Genomic DNA, 19038 nt, shown 5'->3' with positions numbered 1-19038 from the left:
GCCGCCCTCGGCGGCCGGGCGACGCCGCGGCCGTCAGCGGCGCTCGCCGTCGTGCGGCGGGCCGCCCTGCTCGTCGTCGCGCCGCCTCCCGAACGAGATCGTGCTCTCGGTGCCCGCGAGCATCCGCCGGATGTTCGGGATGTGCTTGAGCCAGACGAGCGCGGCGAGGAGCAGCGAGAGGCAGAGGGCCGGGGCGCCCCGCTCGCCGAGGAGCCAGAGGAAGAGGGGCAGGGCGAGGGCGCCGGCGAGGGAGCCCGCCGAGACCATGCGGGTCGCCCGCACGACGACCGCGAAGACGGCCAGCGTGGCGAGCGTGGACCGCGGCGCCAGCACGAGCAGGACACCGCAGGACGTCGCGACGCCCTTGCCGCCCCGCATCCCGAGGAAGACCGTGTAGTCGTGGCCCAGCACCGCGGTGAGGCCGCCCGCCGCGGCGACCCACCCGCCGGGCGCGACGGAGAGCCACGACGCGAGGGGCCCGGCGATGAGCGCGCCCTTCGCCACATCCGCGGCGAGGACGGCCAGGCCAGGCCCCCAGCCGAAGGCGCGCAGGACGTTCGTCGCGCCGATGTTCCCCGAGCCGACCTCGCGGAGGTCGACCCCTTTGACGAACCGCGCGAAGAGGTAGCCTGTCGGGATCGCTCCGAGGAGGTAGGCAAGGGCCAGGTAGATTGCCGTCATTGCCGTCATTGCCGTCATCGGGCGCCTCCATGCCCGCGCTCACGGCGGGTGTAGCACGCGCGCCGGGGTGAGCGCGCGCCGGGGTGAGCGCGCGCCGGGGTGAGCGCGCGCCGCGTGAAGCGCGCGCCAAAGAGCCCATGTCGCGATGGCGATCATGGTATTCTGCGAACATGCCTGACCTGGCGCCCGTCTCGACCCGGAGTGGCCGCGCCCCCAAGATCGCGCTCGTCCTGGCCGGCGGTGCCGCGCGCGGCGCTTACGAGGTCGGCGTTGTGCAGCACATCCTCGAGGACGTCTCTCGCGATCTCGGCCGCGAGGCGCCGCTCGACATCCTGTGCGGCACCTCGGTCGGCGCCATCAACGTCTGTGGGCTCGCCGCGTTCGCGGACGAGGCGCGGAGCCGCGCGCGGCGGCTCGCCGCGGTGTGGACGCGCCTGCGCATCGACGACCTCGTGCGCCTCGACGTGCGCGGCGTGCTCGCGGTGGGGCACGACCTGCTCCGCGGGGGCGCCGCGAGCGCGCCCTCGAGCGGCGGACGCGCCGCGCTCCTCGACACGTCGGGCCTCGAGCGGCAGATCGCGGAGGCCGTGCCCTTCGAGCGGATCGACGGCCACCTGGAGAGGGGGCTCCTGTCGGCGCTCACCGTGTCGACGACGCTGGTCAAGAGCGGCCGCACCGTCGTCTTCGTCCACCGCCGCGAGCCCGGCCTGCCGCCCTGGAGCCACGACCCGACGATCACCCCGCGCGCCACCGCGATCCGCGCGCAGCACGCGCTCGCCTCGTCCGCGCTCCCGATCCTGTTCCGCCCGGTGAACATCGACGGAGAGCTCTACTGCGACGGCGGGCTGCGCCAGAACGTCCCGCTGTCGCCCGCGCGGCGCCTCGGGGCCGACGGCGTGATCGTGGTCAATCCGCGGTACATCGAGCCCGCGTCGAGCGCGGCCGAGCGCGACGCGCCGGGCTTCCCCGGGCCCCTCTTCCTGCTCGGCAAGACGCTGAACGCGCTGATGCTCGACCGGATCGACAACGACCTGGCGCGGCTCGAGAGCATCAACGGCATCCTGGAGGCGGGGCGGCGGCGCTATGGCGAGGGCTTCATTGACGGGCTCAACGACGAGCTCGGGCTGCCGCCGGGGCGCGCGCTCCGGCCGATGCGGTCGCTGCTCATCCGCGCCTCCAAGGACATCGGCAGCCTGGCGGCGGAGTTCGTGCGATCCCCGGCGTTCCGCGCGCGGACCACGAGCGTGCTCGGCCGCGTGATGCGGCGCCTCGCCGAGGGAGACGAGCAGCGCGAGGCCGACTTCCTGTCCTATCTACTGTTCGACGGGGATTTCGCCGGGGCGCTCATCGAGATAGGCCGCGCGGACGCGCGCGCGCGGCACGAGGAGCTGTGCGCGTTCTTCGAGCGGGCGCTGAGGCCGGGCGGGTTCGAGGAGCGGGCGCCCTGAGGGGGCCTGGAGACACAGGCACGCTCTGGCTCCGTCCGGATCCTCAGGGGCGCTGAGGCCCAGGCGGCGTCGGGGCGCTCGGCGCCTGTCTCGGCGCGAGCTCCGCGCGGCCGGGGCGCCCGGTGTAGACTCGCGCCGCGAGATGGCACCTTCGGATCCCTTCGGCTGGGTGGGCGCGACGATCGGCGGCAAGTACCGGCTCGACGCCGTGGTCGGCGAGGGCGGGTTCGGCGTCGTCTACCGCGGCCAGCACCTCGGGTTCGACGAGCCGGTCGCGGTCAAGTGCCTGAAGCTGCTCGGGTCGCTGGCCCCGGCGGAGCGCGCGTCCTTCCAGCGGATGCTCCTCGACGAGGGGCGGCTCCTCCACCGCCTCTCCCGGGCGAGCGCCGGCATCGTGCAGGCCCTCGACACCGGCGCCGCGGTCTCGCCGTCGGGCGAGTGGACGCCTTATCTCGTGCTCGAGTGGCTCCATGGCGTGCCGCTCGACCGCGAGATCGCCGAGCGGCGCGCCCGCGGCGAGGCGGCGCGCCCGCTCGCCGAGGCGGTCGCCCTGCTCGCGCCCGCGGCGTACGCGCTCGATGTCGCGCACGCGCAGGGTGTCGCCCACCGCGACGTCAAGCCGGCCAACCTGTTCCTCGCCGAGATCGGCGGCCGGCGCACGCTGAAGGTCCTCGACTTCGGTATCGCCAAGGTGCTCGGCGAGCTCTCGAGCATGACGCAGGCGATGGCCGAGACAGGGAGCGCGCTCCGGGCCTTCACCGTCCATTACGGCGCGCCCGAGCAGTTTCACCACCGCTTCGGCGCGACCGGGCCGTGGACCGACGTCTTCGCGCTCGCCCTGGTGCTCATCGAGGTCGCCTCGGGCAACCGCGCCCTCCTCGGCAGCGACGTCACGCAGCTGTACATCGCCGCGACCGATCCGGCGTTCCGCCCGAGCCTGGGCGGCGCGGGCGTGAGCGCGCCCGACGCCGTCGAGGCGGTGGTGCGCCGCGCGCTCGCGATCGACCCGCGGGAGCGCTACCGCACGGCAGGCGAGCTCTGGGGGGCGCTCGAGGCCGCGATGGCGACGGCCGCGCCCGCCGGCGCGGGCGCAGCGGGCAGCCCGCCCGCGGGCGCGGCGCCCGGCGCTGCGGCGCTGGGCGTGTCGGGGACGGAGCGCGTGGCCGCTGGCCCCCCCGCCGGCGAGCTGCCCACGTCTGTCGGCGCGCCGCCCACGCCATCCGTCACGACGATCCGCGGCCTGGCGACGAGCGCGCCGCCGCAGGCTGCCCCGCAACCGGCGTCGCCCCCTCCCACGCCCCAGGCCGCCAGGGCCGCTCCGCGGCGGCGCCTGTTGCCCGCGCTCGCCTCGGCGGCCGCGCTGGCCGCGGCCGGCGCAGGCGCCGTCGCGTTCGTCCGCCATCGCGCCCCCGGCGAGGCGCGGCCGGCGCGCGTGCTCGGCGGCCTGACCGCGCCCCCGCTGAAGGCACCGCCCCCGCCCGACATGGTCCGGATGCCGGCGGGCCGCTTCACGATGGGCAGCGCGAAGGGCGGCAAATCCGAGCGCCCGCCCCACGAGGTGACGCTGACCCGCGCGTTCGACGTCGATCGCACCGAGGTGACGGTCGCCGCCTACCAGCGCTGCGTCGAGGCGGGCCGGTGCACGCCGAGCGGCCTGCACGGCCCCCGCGCGACCGACGCCGACGTCGAGCAGCGCGGCGCGCTCTGCACCGCGGCGGATCCCGCGAAGTCGCAACACCCGATCTCGTGCGTCGACCAGGCGCAGGCGGCCGCGTACTGCGCCTTCGCCGGCAAGCGGCTCCCGACCGAGGCCGAGTGGGAATACGCCGCGCGCGGCGCCGACGGCCGCGAGTATCCGTGGGGCAACGAGCCGCCAGGGTGCGCGCACGCGGTCGTGTCCCGGCCTCCTGGGCAGGACTGCGGCGGGCGCGGCAGGGGCACCCAGGAGGTCGGCTCGGCCAAGGCCGGAGCGAGCCCGGCGGGCGCGCTCGACATGGCGGGCAACGTCTGGGAATGGGTGGCCGACGGCTGGGACCCTGGCGTGTATGCCAGAGGCGCCCAGACAGATCCCCTGGTGCCGGCGACCGGCAGCAGGGGCGTGCTCCGGGGGGGATCGTGGGACTTCTCCGCCAGCACGGCAAAAGCCACGTTCCGGCTGGCGTATGATCGTGAGGCAGGTGACGTCTCGACCGGGTTTCGTTGCGTTCGCTCGGCCGATTGAACACGAGGTCCCGAGAGCGGGCAGCAGGGAAGCGCGGATCATCCGGCCACGCTCATTTCAGCCGCGCCGGGGATAGGCTATCTATCCCATCTTGGTCGAACGTCGATTCACACGCCCGATCGCGAGGTAGGATGTTGGAACACGTAGAGCCGTGCGATCGGGCGCGCAAGCTCAGGTCACCGCGGGCACGTCCTCCCCTGCGGGCCGGCGAGGTCCACCCCGCGCAGGAGCCCGGTGACTCCGCTTCCTCACCGGTCAACCCCTGCTGCGCCCACAGGAGCCCATGCAAGAATCCGAGAAGTTGATCTCCATCGAGGAAGGCCGGATGCAACGCGTCATCGATGCGGTTGCGCTCGCGTCCACGGGAGAGGTCGAGCTCGCGCTGAAGCAGCTGGCGGCGGTCGAGCACGACGCCTTCGGGGTGATCGAGGAGGCTCTGCGCGTCTTTCTCTCCGAGCTCTCCGCGACCACGCAGCAGAAGAGCCAGGCGCTCGCCGCGCTCGCCGCCTCGAAGCGCGAGCTCGAGCATCAGCTGGACACCATCCAGCGCCAGGAGTGCGCGATCCGGGAGCTCTCGGTGCCGATCATCGACATATGGCACGGCATCCTCACGCTCCCGCTCGTCGGGCTGTTCGACTCGGTGCGCGCCGTCGAGGTGACCGAGCGGCTCCTCGTGCGCGTGGCCGAAGACAGCGACGTCGAGTGGGTGATCCTCGATCTGACCGGCGTCACGCTCATCGACTCCATGACCGCCCAGCACCTCATCAAGCTGGCTCAGGCGGTGCAGCTCCTCGGCGCGCGCTGCGTCCTCACCGGCCTCGGCGGTCATGTCGCGGAGACGCTCGTCACGATCGGCGTCGCGTTCGACGAGCTGAACCCGATGCGCAGCCTGCGGGAGGGGCTCAGGTTCTGCCTTGCGCAGCGGGGGCGCGCGATCTCACCGCGGTGATCCGCGGAGCTCCGCTTCGCGCGGCGTCGCCTTTGCGGAGCGCGGCCGGTGTGCCAAGGGATATCCTGTTGCAACCCATGGAGAACGCGACGATCCCCGCTCGCTTCCAGGACACCGCAGACGCCCGCCGTCGCTTCGGCGACCAGCTCGATCGCCTGGGGCCCTTCCTGCTCCGCGTCGATCCGGTCGCCGACGCCGTCGTGGACGCGTTCGCGTCGATGCCGCCGGGCCAGGGCTTCCGCCTCCTGGAGGCTGCCCTTGCGCGCGGCATGGACGACGACCGCACGGCGAAAGAGGCCCCGGCCGAGCTGCGGGCGCTCTTCGCGTCGGTCGATCACGTGCCCCTCTGGGTGGACTGGGAGGCGGTGAACCGCGGCGGGGCGGCGTTCCTGCGCACCGGCGTCCTCGGCGGGATCCTGCTCGCGATGCAGTCGCTCATCCTCGGGTACGCGTCGCCCGGAGGGAACAAGCCGCTCGTCTTCTCGGGGAGGCTCCGCGAGCAGGCCGAGCGCCGCCTCGCCGAGACGAGCCGGTTCGTCTACGCCGTGAGCCAGGCGAACGGAATGCGCCGCTCCGGCGAGGGCTTCGCGATCACCGTCAAGGTGCGCGTCATGCACGCGCAGGTGCGGCGCCTCATCCGCGCGAGCGGCCGGTGGCAGGCGGCCCTCTGGGGCGAGCCGATCAACCAGCACGACATGGTGGCGACGGCGCTGCTCTTCTCGGTCGCGGTCATCGACGGCCTCGACAAGCTCGCCTACCGCTTCGCGCCTGCCCAGAGGGAGGACCTCGTCCACCTCTGGCGCTACGTGGCCCACGTCATCGGCGTCGAGCCCGAGCTCATCCCCGGGTCCTACGCCGAGGCGCGACGGCTGGCCGAGATGATCTTCGCGACGCAGGGCGCGCCGGACCACGACTCGCGCATGCTCGTGGACGCGCTGCTCACCCGCAGGGTGCGCAGCGCGCGAACCGACGGCGAGCGCCGGAGCGCCGAGCGGTTCATGGCCATCTCCTGCGGCCTCTCCCGGGCCGTGCTGGGCGACGAGCTCGCCGAGCAGCTCGGCGTGCCCCGGCAGCGCTCGCCCCTCGTCGTGCCGCTGCTCCGCGCGGTCGCCGCCGCGTCGAGCCGCGCGCACGCGCTGCCGCCCCTGCAGGATCTCGCGCTCGACCTCGGCGACCTCCGCTGGCGGCGCGTCATCTCGATGGGCCTCGGCGGCCGCCCGGCCGACTTCGCGCCCCCGGAGCGCCTCGCCGGCAGCGGCACCTGAGCGGTCGCGCCGCTCGCGGGCCGCGGCGCCGGATGTCCAGGGCGACGGCGTGCGAGCGGGCGCGGCAGTCGGGGTTGAACCGCCCTCCGGTTCTGCGGTACGAGAGCTCCGGCATGGAGATCATCCCTTACGGCGGTTGGAAGCGCGCCGCGCGCCTCGTCTGCGGCGACACGGAGCTCGTCGTCACGCTCGACATCGGCCCGCGCATCATCCGGTACGGCGTCATCGGCGGTCCGAACGAGTTCTCCGAGATCCCCGAGGACATGGGCGCGACAGGCGGGACCCAGTACAGGTTCTACGGCGGTCACCGGCTCTGGATCGGCCCCGAGGACGAGCAGCGGACGCTGCAGCCCGACAACGATCCCGTGCAGCACCGGGAGGAGAACGGCGCGCTCGTGCTCCGGACCGCGCCGGACAGGCACGGAATGCAGAAGGAGGTCCGCATCACGGCGGACGCCGCGGCGGGCAGGTTCGTCATCGATCATGCGATCGAGAACCACAGCGCCTATGCCGTCGAGTTCGCCCCGTGGTCGCTCTCCGTGATGGCGGGCGGCGGCGAGTGCCTGTTCCCGCAGGCGCCGTTCGTCCCGCACCCCGATCGCGTCCTGCCGGCGCGGCCGCTCGTGCTGTGGTCGTACACCGACATGGCCGAGCCCCGGTGGACCTGGGGCAAGCGCGTGATCCGCCTGCGGCAGGTCGCGGGCAAGGGGCCGCAGAAGGTGGGCGCGCTCGTGACCCAGGGCTACGCGGCGCACGCGAACCACGGGAACGTGTTCCTGAAGCGGTTCCCGTTCATCGAGGGCGCCACGTACCCGGACATGGGGTGCAACTTCGAGACGTTCACGAACGCGGACATGCTCGAGGTCGAGTCGCTCGGCCCGCTGCAGCGCGTTTCGCCCGGCGCCCGCGCGGAGCACCGGGAGGCGTGGTATCTCCTCAAGGGCGTTCAGCCGCCCGCCGAGGACGGCGCGTGCGCGGACTGGCTCGAGGCGGCGGCGAAGGACAGGCCGCTGTGAACCGCCGATCCTGAGCGCGTGGCGCTCGGGCCTCCACCTTGCCGGCCCAGCCGCGCCCCTGCGCGCCGCCGCGGCGCCCCGTGGAAGGGTTGGCTCGTCCCGCGCGCTCGACTATGCGGAGGCTCATGCCGCTACACCCCCTCGCAGGCCGCAAGGCCCCTCCCGACGTGCTGATCGATCCCGACAAGCTGCGCGCGCAGTACTACAGCGAGCGCCCCGACATGGGCGATCCGCAGCAGCGCGTCGCCTTCGGCACCTCCGGCCACCGCGGCTCGGCCGCGCGGCGCAGCTTCAACGAGGCGCACGTCCTCGCGGTCGCGCAGGCCATCTGCGACTACCGCGCGAAGGAGGGCACGACGGGCTCGCTCTACCTCGGCATGGACACGCACGCGCTCTCGGAGCCGGCGCAGCGCAGCGTCATCGAGGTCTTCGCGGCCAACGGCGTCGACGTCCTCATCGCCGAGCGGAACGGCGTCACGCCGACGCCGGCCATCTCGCACGCGATCCTCACCGCCAACCGCGGGCGCACCTCGGGGCTCGCGGACGGCGTGGTGATCACGCCGTCGCACAACCCGCCCGACGACGGCGGCATCAAGTACAACCCGCCGAACGGCGGGCCGGCCGACACCGCCGTCACCGGCTGGATCGAAGAGCGCGCCAACGAGCTGCTCCGCGCCGACAACGCGGGCGTGAAGCGCACGCCCTACGAGGCCGCGCTGCGCGCGCCGACGACCCACCCGTACGATTTCATCGGCCCCTACGTCGCCGATCTCGGCAACGTCGTCGATCTCGAGGCCGTCCGCGGCGCGAAGCTGCGCATCGGCGTCGACCCGCTCGGCGGCTCGAACATCGCGTACTGGGCGCCGATCGCCGAGAAATTCGGGCTGGATATCACGGTGGTGAACCAGGCCGTCGACCCCACCTTCAGCTTCATGCCCCTCGATCACGACGGCAAGATCCGGATGGACTGCTCGTCGCCGCACGCGATGGCGAACCTCATCGCGCTCAAGGACGACTACGACCTCGCGTTCGGCAACGACGCCGACTCGGATCGCCACGGCATCGTCACGCGCAGCGCCGGGCTGATGAACCCGAACCATTACCTCGCCGTGGCGGTGTCCTACCTCTTCCGGAACCGCCCGCTCTGGCGGCCCGACGCGGCCGTGGGCAAGACGCTCGTCTCGAGCAGCATGATCGATCGGGTGGCGAAGGACCTCGGCCGCCCGCTCCGCGAGGTGCCCGTCGGCTTCAAGTGGTTCGTCGACGGGCTGCTCGACGGCTCGCTCGGCTTCGGCGGCGAGGAGAGCGCGGGCGCCTCGTTCCTGCGGAAGAACGGCCAGGTGTGGTCGACGGACAAGGACGGTATCCTCCTCGACCTGCTCGCCGCCGAGATCCTCGCCCGCACCGGGCGCGATCCGGCCGAGCACTACCGCGATCTCACCGCGCGGTTCGGCGCGCCGATCTACACGCGCATCGACGCGCCGGCCACGCCGAGCCAGAAGAGCGTGCTCAAGAAGCTCTCCCCCGACGCGGTGCGCGCCGAGACCCTCGCGGGCGAGCCGATCACCGCGAAGCTCACGCGCGCGCCCGGCAACGGCGGCGAGATCGGCGGGCTCAAGGTCGTCGCGGAGAACGGCTGGTTCGCCGCGCGGCCCTCGGGCACCGAGGACGTCTACAAGATCTACGCGGAGAGCTTCAAGGACCAGGCGCACCTCGATCGCGTGCTCGACGAGGCGCGCGCGATGGTCACCGACGCGCTGTCGGCCAAGTGAGCTCCCCGGGCGCGCCCGGGAGAGCTCGATCTCCCGGCGCTCCTCCGGGGACTCCGCCACGTGCCCGCCCGCCCGCCCCCGGGTTCGCCTCGCGCGGCCAGCGCAGGGTCAGAACAGCGAGAGCTGCCGCCGCGCGCCCGTCATCTCATCGAAATCGGCCCCGCCCAGCCACCGCAGCACCGAGTCCGCGATCGGCTTGAGCTGCTGCGACACGTAATGATCGTAGTCCGGCGGCGCGGTCGTCTGGCCCGCCGGCTCCGGGCCAGCGCGCGTGATCACATAGGCCACGATCCGCCCCGCGTCCCCAACCAGCTTGCGGGCCGCCTTCACGTGCGGCGGCGTCGTCTTCGTGTAAGCGCCGAGCGGCTTTCTCAGCGCCTTCTTGTACACGAGCTCCGCGTCGAACCGCCCCGCGCGGAGCTCCGTCACGAAGCTCCGCACGAAGCCCTCCACCGGGCGATCGTGGAAGACCAGGTCGAGCAGCTCCCGCTGGAAGCGCCGCGCGACCGCGCTCGCGTCCCGCCGGACCGCCTCGAGCCCGACGATCTCGAGCCTGTCGCCGCCCTCCCCGGCGACGAGGCCCGCATAGCGCTTCTTGCTGCCCTGCGCGGCGCCGCGCAGCTCGGGCAGGAGGAAGCGCGCATAGACCTTCTCGAACTCGAGCTCCAGCCGGCTCTCGCAGCCGAACGTCCTCGCGATCTCGGCGGCGACCGCCCCGGAGATGGCGTCGCGGAGCTCCTCGGCCCGGGCGACGGCGCGCGCCGCGTCCGGCTCGCCGATGTCGACGAAGAGAGAGTCGGTGTCTCCGTAAAGCACCCGGTGCCCGGCCCTCCGCACCGCCTCGGCCGTGAGCCTGATGACGTGCTGCCCGGCGCGCGTGATGGCGTTCGCGACCTCGGGGGAGAACAGGCGCGACGCGGGAGAGCCGAGCACGCCGAAGAGCGAGTTCATGAGGATCTTGATGGCCATCGCGCCCCGCTCGTCGCCCGCCCGCCGCGCCTCGGCCCGCTCGTCCCAGAGGCGCGCGACGAGCTCGGGCAGGATGCCCGGCTCGCCGCGCCGGAAGGCCGCGCCGCCCGGCGTCACGATGAGCGCCTCGGGCGGCCCGTCGCCCCCGGCGACGAACGTCAGCGGGTCGATGTTGAAGGTGCGAATGAGGCTCGGATAGAGGCTCTTGTAATCGTACACCACGATGTTGCGGTAGAGCCCCGGCAGCGAGTCGAGCACCAGGCCGCCGGCGATCTCCGCCTCTCCCTCCGGCCCCTCCCTCGACACCGAGGGCGCGACCTTGCCGCGGGCGCGGAGCGCGGGCAGGTAGAGCGAGTCGATCGCGGCGATCTGCGCCCCCACGCGGTCGAGCTGCATGCCCGTGAGCAGGCTCCTCCGCACCGAGAGCTCGATGAGCCCTGTCTTCTCCAGCAGATCCCGGACGAGGCGCGCGTCCTCGAGGTTGTACTCCGCGAGCCGCGCCGGGTCGTCGCGGTACGACGCCTCGATCTGCTCGCCCCGGTCATCTGGCCCGAACAGCTTGCCGCGCCCGAGGATCGTCCGAGCGGCGGTCTCCAGACGGTAATCGTCGAGCCGCAGGAAGGCGCCGCGGAGGAGCGCGAGGCCGTCGAGCACCACCCGCCCCGGCAGGACGGCGCGCGCCTCGCGCGAGAAGCCCGGATCGCGCAGGATCCCGATCTCGTCATCGCCCCTCCCGAGCGCGCACAGGAGCCCGGCGCGCCGGCAATAACGCTGGAGCGCGGGCAGATCGAAATCCGGGATGTTCCAGCCGGTGAGGACGTCGGGGTCCGCCTGCGCGACGAGCTCGAGGAAGCGCTCGAGGAGCGTCCGCTCGTCAGGGAAGCGCTCGACGAAGGCGGGGAGCCCGCCGGGCACCGGCGCGTCGCGGACGAGGAGACAGCGCTCGCCGCCCGCGCCCGCCACCGCGACGGCATAGAGGTGCTCGCCGTCGAGGCTCGTCTCGATGTCGAGCGAGAGCACGCGGAGCCGGGGGACGAAGCTCGCGGGGACGAGCGTTGGATTGCGGTACACGCGCCCGACGCCCGGGTGGAGCTCGAAAGGCCCGGAGACGGCGAACGCCCCGCGGATGCCGCGATCGATGAGAAAGCGGTAGGGAAAGCGCACGTCCGCCTCGAGGGCGTCGGCGCCGGCCTCGGCCAGCCTGTCGCGCAGCGCCGCGACGTCCCGCGGGAGCGCGGCCTCGACGCGCAGGACCGGCTCTCCATCGAGCGTCTCGAGCGCCTGCGGAGAGACGCGGCGGTCCGCGAGCCGCCGCGCGACGTCCTCGTCGCGGGCGCGCACGAAGAAGTAGGGCCTGAACCTGTCCTCGATGACGAGCGCCGGCGCGCCGTCCTCCATCACCGCGTGGAGATGGATCTCCGGGCGCCCGGCGACGACCCGGGTCGTGGGCGTGAGGATGAAGCCGCGGTCAGGCATGTGCGAATTCGCGGAGGCCCCCCGGGCGAGCTCTTCGCCAGCGTGCGAGGCGGCCCGGGGGCCGCTCCACGCTTCACTTGACCACCGGGACCGGCGCCCCGCAAGCCCCTCTCGTCCCCGGGCGCAGGGGATTTCCCGGAGGAGCGCGATTGCCGAGGGAGCAGGGCCTCCGCCGGAGAGGGCGTCTTTCGAGGAGCCGAGCGCCTTTGTAGGGTTTCACGCTCGATTCAACGGGGGATGGCCAGCTTGATGGGGTTGACGTGGAATCCCGAGATACGGCGCGGACGACTCCCCGGGTGTGCGGCGATCGCCCCGCGAGCGCGCCCGCGCGCTGCGCCATGAGCAGGGCAGTCCCTCGGTCTACGTCGAGAGTTACGTCGAGAGCGGGTCCGCCGCTTGCTTGACGTTCGAGACGTCGTGAGCCGCGGGCATCCACGGATCGGCCGGTGAAGCGCGCCGCGGAAATCCAGGAAGGGAATCCACCATGATGCGCCATCATTTCAAGCATCGCGTCGCCCTGATCGCCGCGCTCGCCGCGAGCGTCATCGGCAGCTCCGCGCACGCGGGGGGGCGTGGAGGTTACGTCCATCAGGGCGCGCAGATCTCCGAGCTGCAGCAGCGGCTGGAGGAGGTGAGCCCGCGGTCCGAGGAGATACAGATATCGGACGGCGCCCTCGCCAAGGTGATCTCCGCCGCCAACGAGGTGGAGATCTCCCTTGCGATGATCGCCCGCAAACAGGCGCGGTCGCGCGAGGTGAAGGATTTCGCCAGGGAGATGCTCGAGGCCCACACCCAGGGGAACATCCGCCTGAGCGCGCTCCTCCGGCGTCTCCGGATCAAGGCGCAGCCGACGCGGGCGAGCGCGATGATCGCCGGGCACTCGTCCATCATCGCGGCGTACCTCCAGAAGCAGCCGGCCGAGAAATTCGACCTGACGTACATGGCCATCCAGGTGAGGATGCATGCCCATGCCCTGCGGATGCTGGACGAGCAGGCCATCCCGAGGGTGAAGAACCAGGCGCTGAAGCAGGAGCTCCAGCGCATTCGCGACGAGGCGGCGAGCCACATGAAGCGGGCGCAGGCCATCCAGGCGACGCTGGCGAAGGGGCAGGAGCGCTAGCGCTCGCGGTCGGGGGCGGCGGCCTCGCCAGGGTCAGGGTGCGAACACCGCGCGCACGCACGCCTCCGCGCGCGCCTCGAAGAGGCGGTATCCGCGCGGCCCGTCGTCGAGGCACATCCGGTGCGTCAGGAGGTACGACGGATCGATGTCGCCGCGCTGGATGTGATCGAGCAGCCGCGGGATGTACCGCTGTCCGTGCTGCTGGCCGGTCCTGACGATGAGCGCCTTGTTCATGAGCGCGCCGAGCGGGATCTTGTCGGCGAACCCGGAATAGACGCCCACGATGGACACCGTGCCGCCCTTGCGGCAGGCCAGCATCGCCTCGCGCAGCACGAGCGGGCGGTCGCTCTGCATCCGGAACGCCTGCTTCACCCGATCGACCGCGTGCTGCAGGCCCGTCCCGTCGGCTTCCATGCCCACCGCGTCGATGCAGGCGTCGGGGCCGCGCCCGCCCGTCATCTCGCGGAGCGCCTCCTGGACGTCGACCTCGGCGTAGTTCAGGGCGTCGGCGCCCCCGCGCGCCTTCGCCATCGCCAGGCGGTCCGCGATCCGGTCGATCGCGATCACGCGCTCGGCGCCGAGGAGATAGGCGCTCTTGATCGCCATCTGACCGACGCCCCCGCACCCCCAGACGGCGACGACCTGTCCCGGGCGGATGTCGCAGAGCTCGGCCGCCATGTAGCCCGTCGAGAGCGCGTCGGAGGCGAACAGCGCGCTCTCGTCCCGCACCCCGTCGGGGACCTTGAACGCGCCGTGATCCGCGAACGGCACGCGCACGTACTCGGCGTGGCTCCCCGCGAAGCCCCCGAAGGCATGCGAGTAGCCGAAGATCGCGGCCGTCGTGTCCCCGAACACCCTGTCCGTCACCACGTGATGAGGATTCGAGTTCTCGCAGAGCGACCACAGCTCGCGCTGGCAATACGCGCACCGCCCACACCCGATGATGGACGACACGACGACGCGATCGCCCCGCTGCACCCGCTTCACCTCCGCGCCGGTCTCCACGACCTCGCCGAGGAACTCGTGCCCGAGGATGTCGCCCTGCTTCATCGTCGGGATGTACCCGTGGAGCAGGTGCAGATCCGAGCCGCAGACCGACGACAGCGAGACGCGGACGATGGCGTCGTGCGGGCTGATGAGCTTCGGCTCGGGCACCGACTCCACGACGATGTCATCCACCCCATTCCAGCAGATCGCGCGCATGGTCATTCCCTCTCACGGTCTGCCCGGCCGGACGGCTGCCCCGCCGTCGTCGGGATCTCGCCGATCTCGATCCATTGCCGCAGGCGCCGCAGCTCGCCCCGCAGCTGCCGCCTGGGCAGCTCCGCCAAGAGCTCGCCCGCCGCGCGCGCGAGCCGCCCCCGCGGCCGCGCGCCCGGCAGCACCACCTTGATCTCCGTGCCCCTGTCGCCCGGCGCGGTCGCGAGCGAGACGACGCCTGCCGGCGTGCGCTCCGGGCCACCCGCGCCGGCCGCCCGGACCGTCGAGGCTTGCCTCTTCGCGCCGGCCTCCACGCGCCCGATGCTCGGCAGGAGGCGCCGCACGCCCGCCGCGTCCTGCAGCGCGTGCAGGACCGCCGCCCGCGCGCGGCTCACCGTGACGCTGCTCACGACCCGCGGCGCGCGGGCCCCGAGCGCCCGCAGCGCCGACGCCGCGATCTCGACCCCGAGCGCCGGCCGCTCCTCGGACAGCCCGGCGACCCGCTCGTAGATGCGGTATGCCGCCGTCTCCAGCCGGCTCAGGAGCAGCCCCCCGATTCCCCTCCTCCCCGGCAGCCGCGCGCAGCTCGCGCGCTGCGCCGCCGCGCTCTGCCGCTCTGTCCGCGGGGCTCTCTCCTGCTCCGTCGGGGGCGCGCCTCCGCCGCCGCTCCGCTCCCGGTCCGCGCTCTGCGCGCTCCTCTGCGACGCGGCGCGCGCTCGCCGGCCAGCCTTCGCCCGTGCCATCTCTCCTCCTTCGAGCCTCGCCGAGAGAGCCCGCGAAGGCGCCTTGCAAGCAGGCGGCCACTCGCGCTGATCCAGGCGCTCACGTCTCAACGACGCTCCGAACATGCCACCGCCGTTGCGAGCGGCCCCAACAAGGACATTCGCGCGAGCCGCGCCTCCAGGGCGAACGACGGCGAGCGAAGAGAAAGATGGATTGCCGCGAGGAAAGAAGAAGGTTGCAGGGCCTGAGCTTCCAGGCGATACTCGCCGCGCCGGGACGCTCCTCGATTCAATTGACGTCCGGCCCAGAGCGAGCGCTGATTAGAATAACGTAGATACGGAGATGTGAACGTATGAAGACTAGAATTTTCTTGCGTGCTTTTGGCTTGGCGGTCTCTGGACTGGCTGTCGCGGCGTGCGCCAGCGGCGACGATGGTGGCGGGAGCGGGAGCGGGAGCGGGGGCGCGGGCGGCTCCGGCAGCGCCGGCAGCACCACCTCCTCCTCGGGCACCGTGGACCCGTCGACCACGACGGCGAGCACGGGGACCACCGACGCCGCCGCGACCTCGTCGTCCGCGAGCACCACCGCGTCGACGGGCGCGGGCGCCGGCCCCCAGACGATCGAGATGATCGATGACATGGAGGACAACGACAACGCCATCCTCGCCAAGGGCGGGCGGGTCGGTTACTGGTACACCTTCAATGACGGGTCGGCGGGGGCCAAGCAGACCCCGCCGCCCGATCCGGACGGGACCGGGGAAGAGCCTTTCACGATGACGGCGCTCGCGCCGGCGCGCGGGCAGAGCACGTACGCGGCGCGCTCGTGGGGAGAGGGCTTCGAGACGTGGGGCGCTGGCTTCGGCTTCGAGCTGAACAGCCCCGAGGGCGCCAAGACCGCCTATGACGCCTCGGCGTACACGGGAATCACGTTCTGGGCCAAGATCGGCGCGGGCTCCGCCACGAGCGCGAGCGTCATGATCTCGGACCCGGGCACGGATCCGGCCGGCGGCTCCTGCTCGGACGAGTGCGACAAGTGGCAAAAGTCGCTCACCCTCACCGAGGAGTGGCAGCAGTTCACGATTCCCTTCGCGGAGCTGAAGCAGGGCGGCTGGGGTGATCCGGCGGGCACCGACCAGATCGACGCGACGAAGCTCTACGCGATCCAGTTCCAGGTCGGCATCGCGCCCAAGTTCGACCTCTACATCGACGACCTCGGCTTCTACAACTGAGCGCCGTCGCCCGGGCCGCGCCGGGAGCCCTCGAGCAGGGGGCTCTCAACCACTCCTCTTGGCCCCGGCGCTTCCCAGGGAGCATGCGTGACGCGCAACACGCGACGCGTGACGCGTGACGACCTGCGCGCCTGGATCCTCTGCGCGCTTCCAACAAAGTGCTTGCATCGCAGGCCCCTCCCAGGCGAACGTGGCCGCGCGCTGACGCCCCCTTGCGCCCAGGACAATGCCTCTCCTCGAGCTCGCATCGATCACGAAGCAGTTCCCCGGGGTGAAAGCCCTCGATGGCGTCTCGTTCGACCTCCAGGAAGGCGAGATTCACGCCCTCTGCGGCGAGAACGGCGCGGGTAAGAGCACCCTCATCAAGATCCTGTGCGGCTACTACCCCGCAGGCACCTACGGCGGCGAGATCCGCTTGAACGGCGGCGTCGTGCAGTTCAGCAGCATGCGCAGCGCCGAGGAGCACCGCATCGCGCTGATCGCGCAGGAGCTCGCGCTCGTGCCCGATCTCACCGTCGCCGAGAACCTCGTGCTCGGGCGGGAGCCCGTCCGCGGGGGGCTCATCGACTGGGACGCGGTGCGGGCCCTGGCGCGGGAGGCGCTCGCGCGCGTCGGGCTGGACATCGATCCCGAGCGCCCGATCAAGGAGCTGGGCATCGGCCAGCAGCAGATGGTCGAGATCGCCAAGGCGCTGCTCAAGGACGCGAAGATCCTCGTCCTCGACGAGCCCACGGCGGCGCTCACCGAGTCCGGCGTGAGGACGTTGCTCGGCCTGCTGCGCGATCTGCGCGCCCGCGGTGTCTCCTGCATCTACATCAGCCACCGGCTCGAGGAGGTCTTCGAGATCGCCGACCGCATCACGGTCCTCCGTGACGGGAAGTCGATCACGACCCAGCCGCGGACCGCGCTCTCGCCCGACAACGTCATCTCGTACATGGTCGGCCGCGAGGTGACGAACCTCTACCCCTGCCCCCCGCCGCCGGAGGGCCCCGTCGCGATGTCGGTCCAGGGCTGGTCGGTCGAGGACGCCGGGCACCCCGGGCGGTTCGTGCTGCGCGACGTGAGCTTCGAGGTGCGCGCCGGCGAGGTGCTGGGCATCGGCGGCCTCATGGGCGCCGGCCGCACCGCGCTCCTCTCGACGATCTTTGGCGCCGCGACGAGCCGCGTCACCGGCGCGATCTCGGTCCGAGGCGGGCCCGCGACGCCGCCGTACACGGCCCCCGCGCAGGCGATCGACGCGGGCATCGCGCTCGTCAGCGAGGATCGCAAGCGCCACGGCCTCGTGCTCGAGGCGACCCTCCTCGACAACATCACGCTCGCGACCCTGCGGCGGTTCGTGAAGGGGCTCTTCCTCGATCACGCCGATCGGGAGGTCACGGCGGTCGAGCAGATGAAGGCGCTCAGGACCAAGGCGTCTGGGCCGCTCGCGCTCGCGAACCAGCTCTCGGGCGGCAACCAGCAGAAGATCGTGATCGGCAAATGGCTGATGACGGGGCCCCGGGTGCTGCTGCTCGACGAGCCGACCCGGGGAATCGACGTCGGGGCGAAGGCAGAGATCTACCAGCTCATCCACAAGCTCGCTTCGGATGGGCTCGCCGTGGTGCTCGTGTCCTCCGATCTGCCGGAGCTGCTCGGCATGAGCCACCGTGTGCTGGTCCTCAACCAGGGCAGGCCGACGGCCTGCCTCGACCGGAAGGACGCGACCGCGGAGCGCGTGATGGCTGCTGCAACGAGGAAGGTGACGGAATGAGCGAGGCCAAGCTTCGCATGCGTATCCCCTGGCGCGCCCTCTCGATGGTGGGCTCGCTCATCGCGATCTGGATTGCCTTCTCCATCACGACCGATGGGACGTTCGTGACGCCGCGCAACCTGACGCTCCTCGCGCGGCAGATGTCGGTGACGTCGATCCTGGCCATCGGCATGGTGATGGTCATCGTCGCGGGGCAGATCGATCTCTCGGTGGGCGCGCTCGCCGGTCTGCTCGGCGCCTCATCGGCGATGATCTACGTGAGCCTCGGCTGGCCGCTGCCGGCCGCCTTCATCCTGCCGCTCCTGCTCGGGGCCGTCCTTGGCTTCGTGCAGGGCACCCTCGTGGCGCGGCTGCGGATTCCCCCGTTCATCGTCACGCTCGGCGGGATGCTCATCTTCCAGGGCTCCATGCTCGGCTTGACAGGCGGTGTGTCCATCTCGCCGGCGCGTCCTTACCTGTTCGTGGGCCAGGCGTACGTGCCGCACACCCTCGGCTGGGCGGGCGCCGGCGTCCTCTGCGTCGGGCTGCTGTACAAGGCGGCGCGCGCGACCGGCACGGCGCGCTACCCGTGGATCGGGCTCGCCGTGTTCTCCCTCGCGTTCGCCGCCCTGATGAACTCCTACGAGGGTGTCCCGTTCCCCGTGCTCGTCGTGCTCGTGCTCGCGACCGTGTTCACGGTGCTCGCGAAGCACACGACGTTCGGGCGGCACCTCTACGCGATCGGCGGAAACCGCGAGGCGGCCTTCTACTCCGGCATCAGCATCGATCGTCACCTCATCGCCGTGTTCACGCTGATGGGCGTGATGGCGGGCATCGCGGGCGTGGTGCTCACCGCCCGCGTCGGCTCTGCGACCTCGGACGCCGGCCGGATGATGGAGCTCGACGCGATCGCGGCCGCCGTCATCGGCGGCACGTCGCTCCTCGGCGGGCAGGGCACCATCTGGGGCGCGCTGCTCGGCGCGCTCGTCATGGCCTCGCTCGACAACGGCATGAGCCTGATGAACACGGAGAGCTTCTGGCAGCCGATCATCAAGGGCATCATCCTCATCCTGGCCGTCGGCATCGACATGGCCAGCCGCAAGACAAGAAGTCACTGAGCGACGGCTCACCCGCTAGCGTTGCGATGACCGAGGTCGTCCTCGCGTTGCGGTTGCGCGAACACGTAGGCCCCGGGAGAGGGGGTCCGCCGCGTGGCGCGGGGGATGGGCCGATGTTTGAGC

Annotated in this window: 14 protein-coding genes; 10 read left to right on the top strand and 4 right to left on the bottom strand. The window is 72.1% G+C overall.

Features of this window, described 5'->3' with window-relative positions; all coding sequences use genetic code 11:
* Nucleotides 1-33 precede the first annotated feature (33 nt).
* Nucleotides 34-699 carry a glycerol-3-phosphate 1-O-acyltransferase PlsY gene (gene plsY / locus WMF34_RS28420; RefSeq protein WP_437989760.1) on the bottom strand — a complete coding sequence of 222 codons (666 nt, stop codon included), beginning with the start codon at nucleotides 697-699 and terminating at the stop codon, nucleotides 34-36.
* A gap of 152 nt (nucleotides 700-851) precedes the next feature.
* On the opposite strand from plsY, the gene WMF34_RS28415 reads away from it, so the two are divergent.
* The 6 genes from WMF34_RS28415 (at nucleotide 852) to pgm (ending at nucleotide 9352) form a co-directional block, all read left to right on the top strand.
* A complete protein-coding gene (locus WMF34_RS28415; protein WP_044965992.1) occupies nucleotides 852-2129 on the top strand; it encodes a patatin-like phospholipase family protein in 1278 nt (425 codons plus the stop codon).
* 142 nt (nucleotides 2130-2271) lie between these two features.
* A complete protein-coding gene (locus WMF34_RS28410; RefSeq protein WP_437989759.1) occupies nucleotides 2272-4350 on the top strand; it encodes an SUMF1/EgtB/PvdO family nonheme iron enzyme in 2079 nt (692 codons plus the stop codon).
* Nucleotides 4351-4675: 325 nt separating this feature from the next.
* Nucleotides 4676-5299 (top strand): STAS domain-containing protein, encoded by a 624-nt coding sequence (locus WMF34_RS28405; protein ID WP_437989758.1) that lies wholly within the window; start codon nucleotides 4676-4678, stop codon nucleotides 5297-5299.
* Between the two features lie 77 nt (nucleotides 5300-5376).
* On the top strand, nucleotides 5377-6564 hold the full coding sequence (locus tag WMF34_RS28400) for an oxygenase MpaB family protein (protein ID WP_437994672.1): 1188 nt from the start codon (nucleotides 5377-5379) through the stop codon (nucleotides 6562-6564).
* Between the two features lie 113 nt (nucleotides 6565-6677).
* A complete protein-coding gene (locus WMF34_RS28395) occupies nucleotides 6678-7580 on the top strand; it encodes a hypothetical protein (protein WP_437989757.1) in 903 nt (300 codons plus the stop codon).
* Between the two features lie 125 nt (nucleotides 7581-7705).
* Complete coding sequence (gene pgm / locus WMF34_RS28390; RefSeq protein ID WP_044969347.1) at nucleotides 7706-9352, top strand: phosphoglucomutase (alpha-D-glucose-1,6-bisphosphate-dependent); 1647 nt, start codon at nucleotides 7706-7708, stop codon at nucleotides 9350-9352.
* Between the two features lie 108 nt (nucleotides 9353-9460).
* Here pgm and WMF34_RS28385 read toward each other — a convergent pair whose 3' ends face one another.
* Nucleotides 9461-11797 (bottom strand): DNA polymerase II, encoded by a 2337-nt coding sequence (locus WMF34_RS28385; RefSeq protein ID WP_437989756.1) that lies wholly within the window; start codon nucleotides 11795-11797, stop codon nucleotides 9461-9463.
* 484 nt (nucleotides 11798-12281) lie between these two features.
* Between WMF34_RS28385 and WMF34_RS28380 the strand changes: the two genes are divergently transcribed.
* Complete coding sequence (locus WMF34_RS28380; protein ID WP_012238127.1) at nucleotides 12282-12917, top strand: DUF4142 domain-containing protein; 636 nt, start codon at nucleotides 12282-12284, stop codon at nucleotides 12915-12917.
* Between the two features lie 33 nt (nucleotides 12918-12950).
* Here WMF34_RS28380 and WMF34_RS28375 read toward each other — a convergent pair whose 3' ends face one another.
* Nucleotides 12951-14120 carry a zinc-dependent alcohol dehydrogenase gene (locus WMF34_RS28375; protein WP_437989755.1) on the bottom strand — a complete coding sequence of 390 codons (1170 nt, stop codon included), beginning with the start codon at nucleotides 14118-14120 and terminating at the stop codon, nucleotides 12951-12953.
* 2 nt (nucleotides 14121-14122) lie between these two features.
* A complete protein-coding gene (locus WMF34_RS28370; protein ID WP_437989754.1) occupies nucleotides 14123-14860 on the bottom strand; it encodes a hypothetical protein in 738 nt (245 codons plus the stop codon).
* 332 nt (nucleotides 14861-15192) lie between these two features.
* Here WMF34_RS28370 and WMF34_RS28365 point away from each other — a divergent pair, with 332 nt between their 5' ends.
* The 3 genes from WMF34_RS28365 (at nucleotide 15193) to WMF34_RS28355 (ending at nucleotide 18915) form a co-directional block, all read left to right on the top strand.
* Nucleotides 15193-16068 carry a hypothetical protein gene (locus WMF34_RS28365; protein ID WP_437989753.1) on the top strand — a complete coding sequence of 292 codons (876 nt, stop codon included), beginning with the start codon at nucleotides 15193-15195 and terminating at the stop codon, nucleotides 16066-16068.
* A 226-nt stretch (nucleotides 16069-16294) separates the two neighbouring features.
* Nucleotides 16295-17818: a sugar ABC transporter ATP-binding protein gene (locus WMF34_RS28360; protein WP_012238123.1), complete on the top strand. Its 1524-nt coding sequence runs from the start codon at nucleotides 16295-16297 to the stop codon at nucleotides 17816-17818.
* Nucleotides 17815-18915 carry a sugar ABC transporter permease gene (locus WMF34_RS28355; RefSeq protein WP_437989752.1) on the top strand — a complete coding sequence of 367 codons (1101 nt, stop codon included), beginning with the start codon at nucleotides 17815-17817 and terminating at the stop codon, nucleotides 18913-18915. The genes WMF34_RS28360 and WMF34_RS28355 overlap by 4 nt, the downstream gene beginning before the upstream one ends.
* Nucleotides 18916-19038 lie beyond the last annotated feature (123 nt).

The sequence above is a fragment of the Sorangium sp. So ce145 genome (assembly GCF_051525985.1).
In the GTDB taxonomy this organism is placed as follows: domain Bacteria; phylum Myxococcota_A; class Polyangia; order Polyangiales; family Polyangiaceae; genus Sorangium; species Sorangium cellulosum_B.
This window is presented reverse-complemented; position numbering and strand designations above follow the sequence as displayed.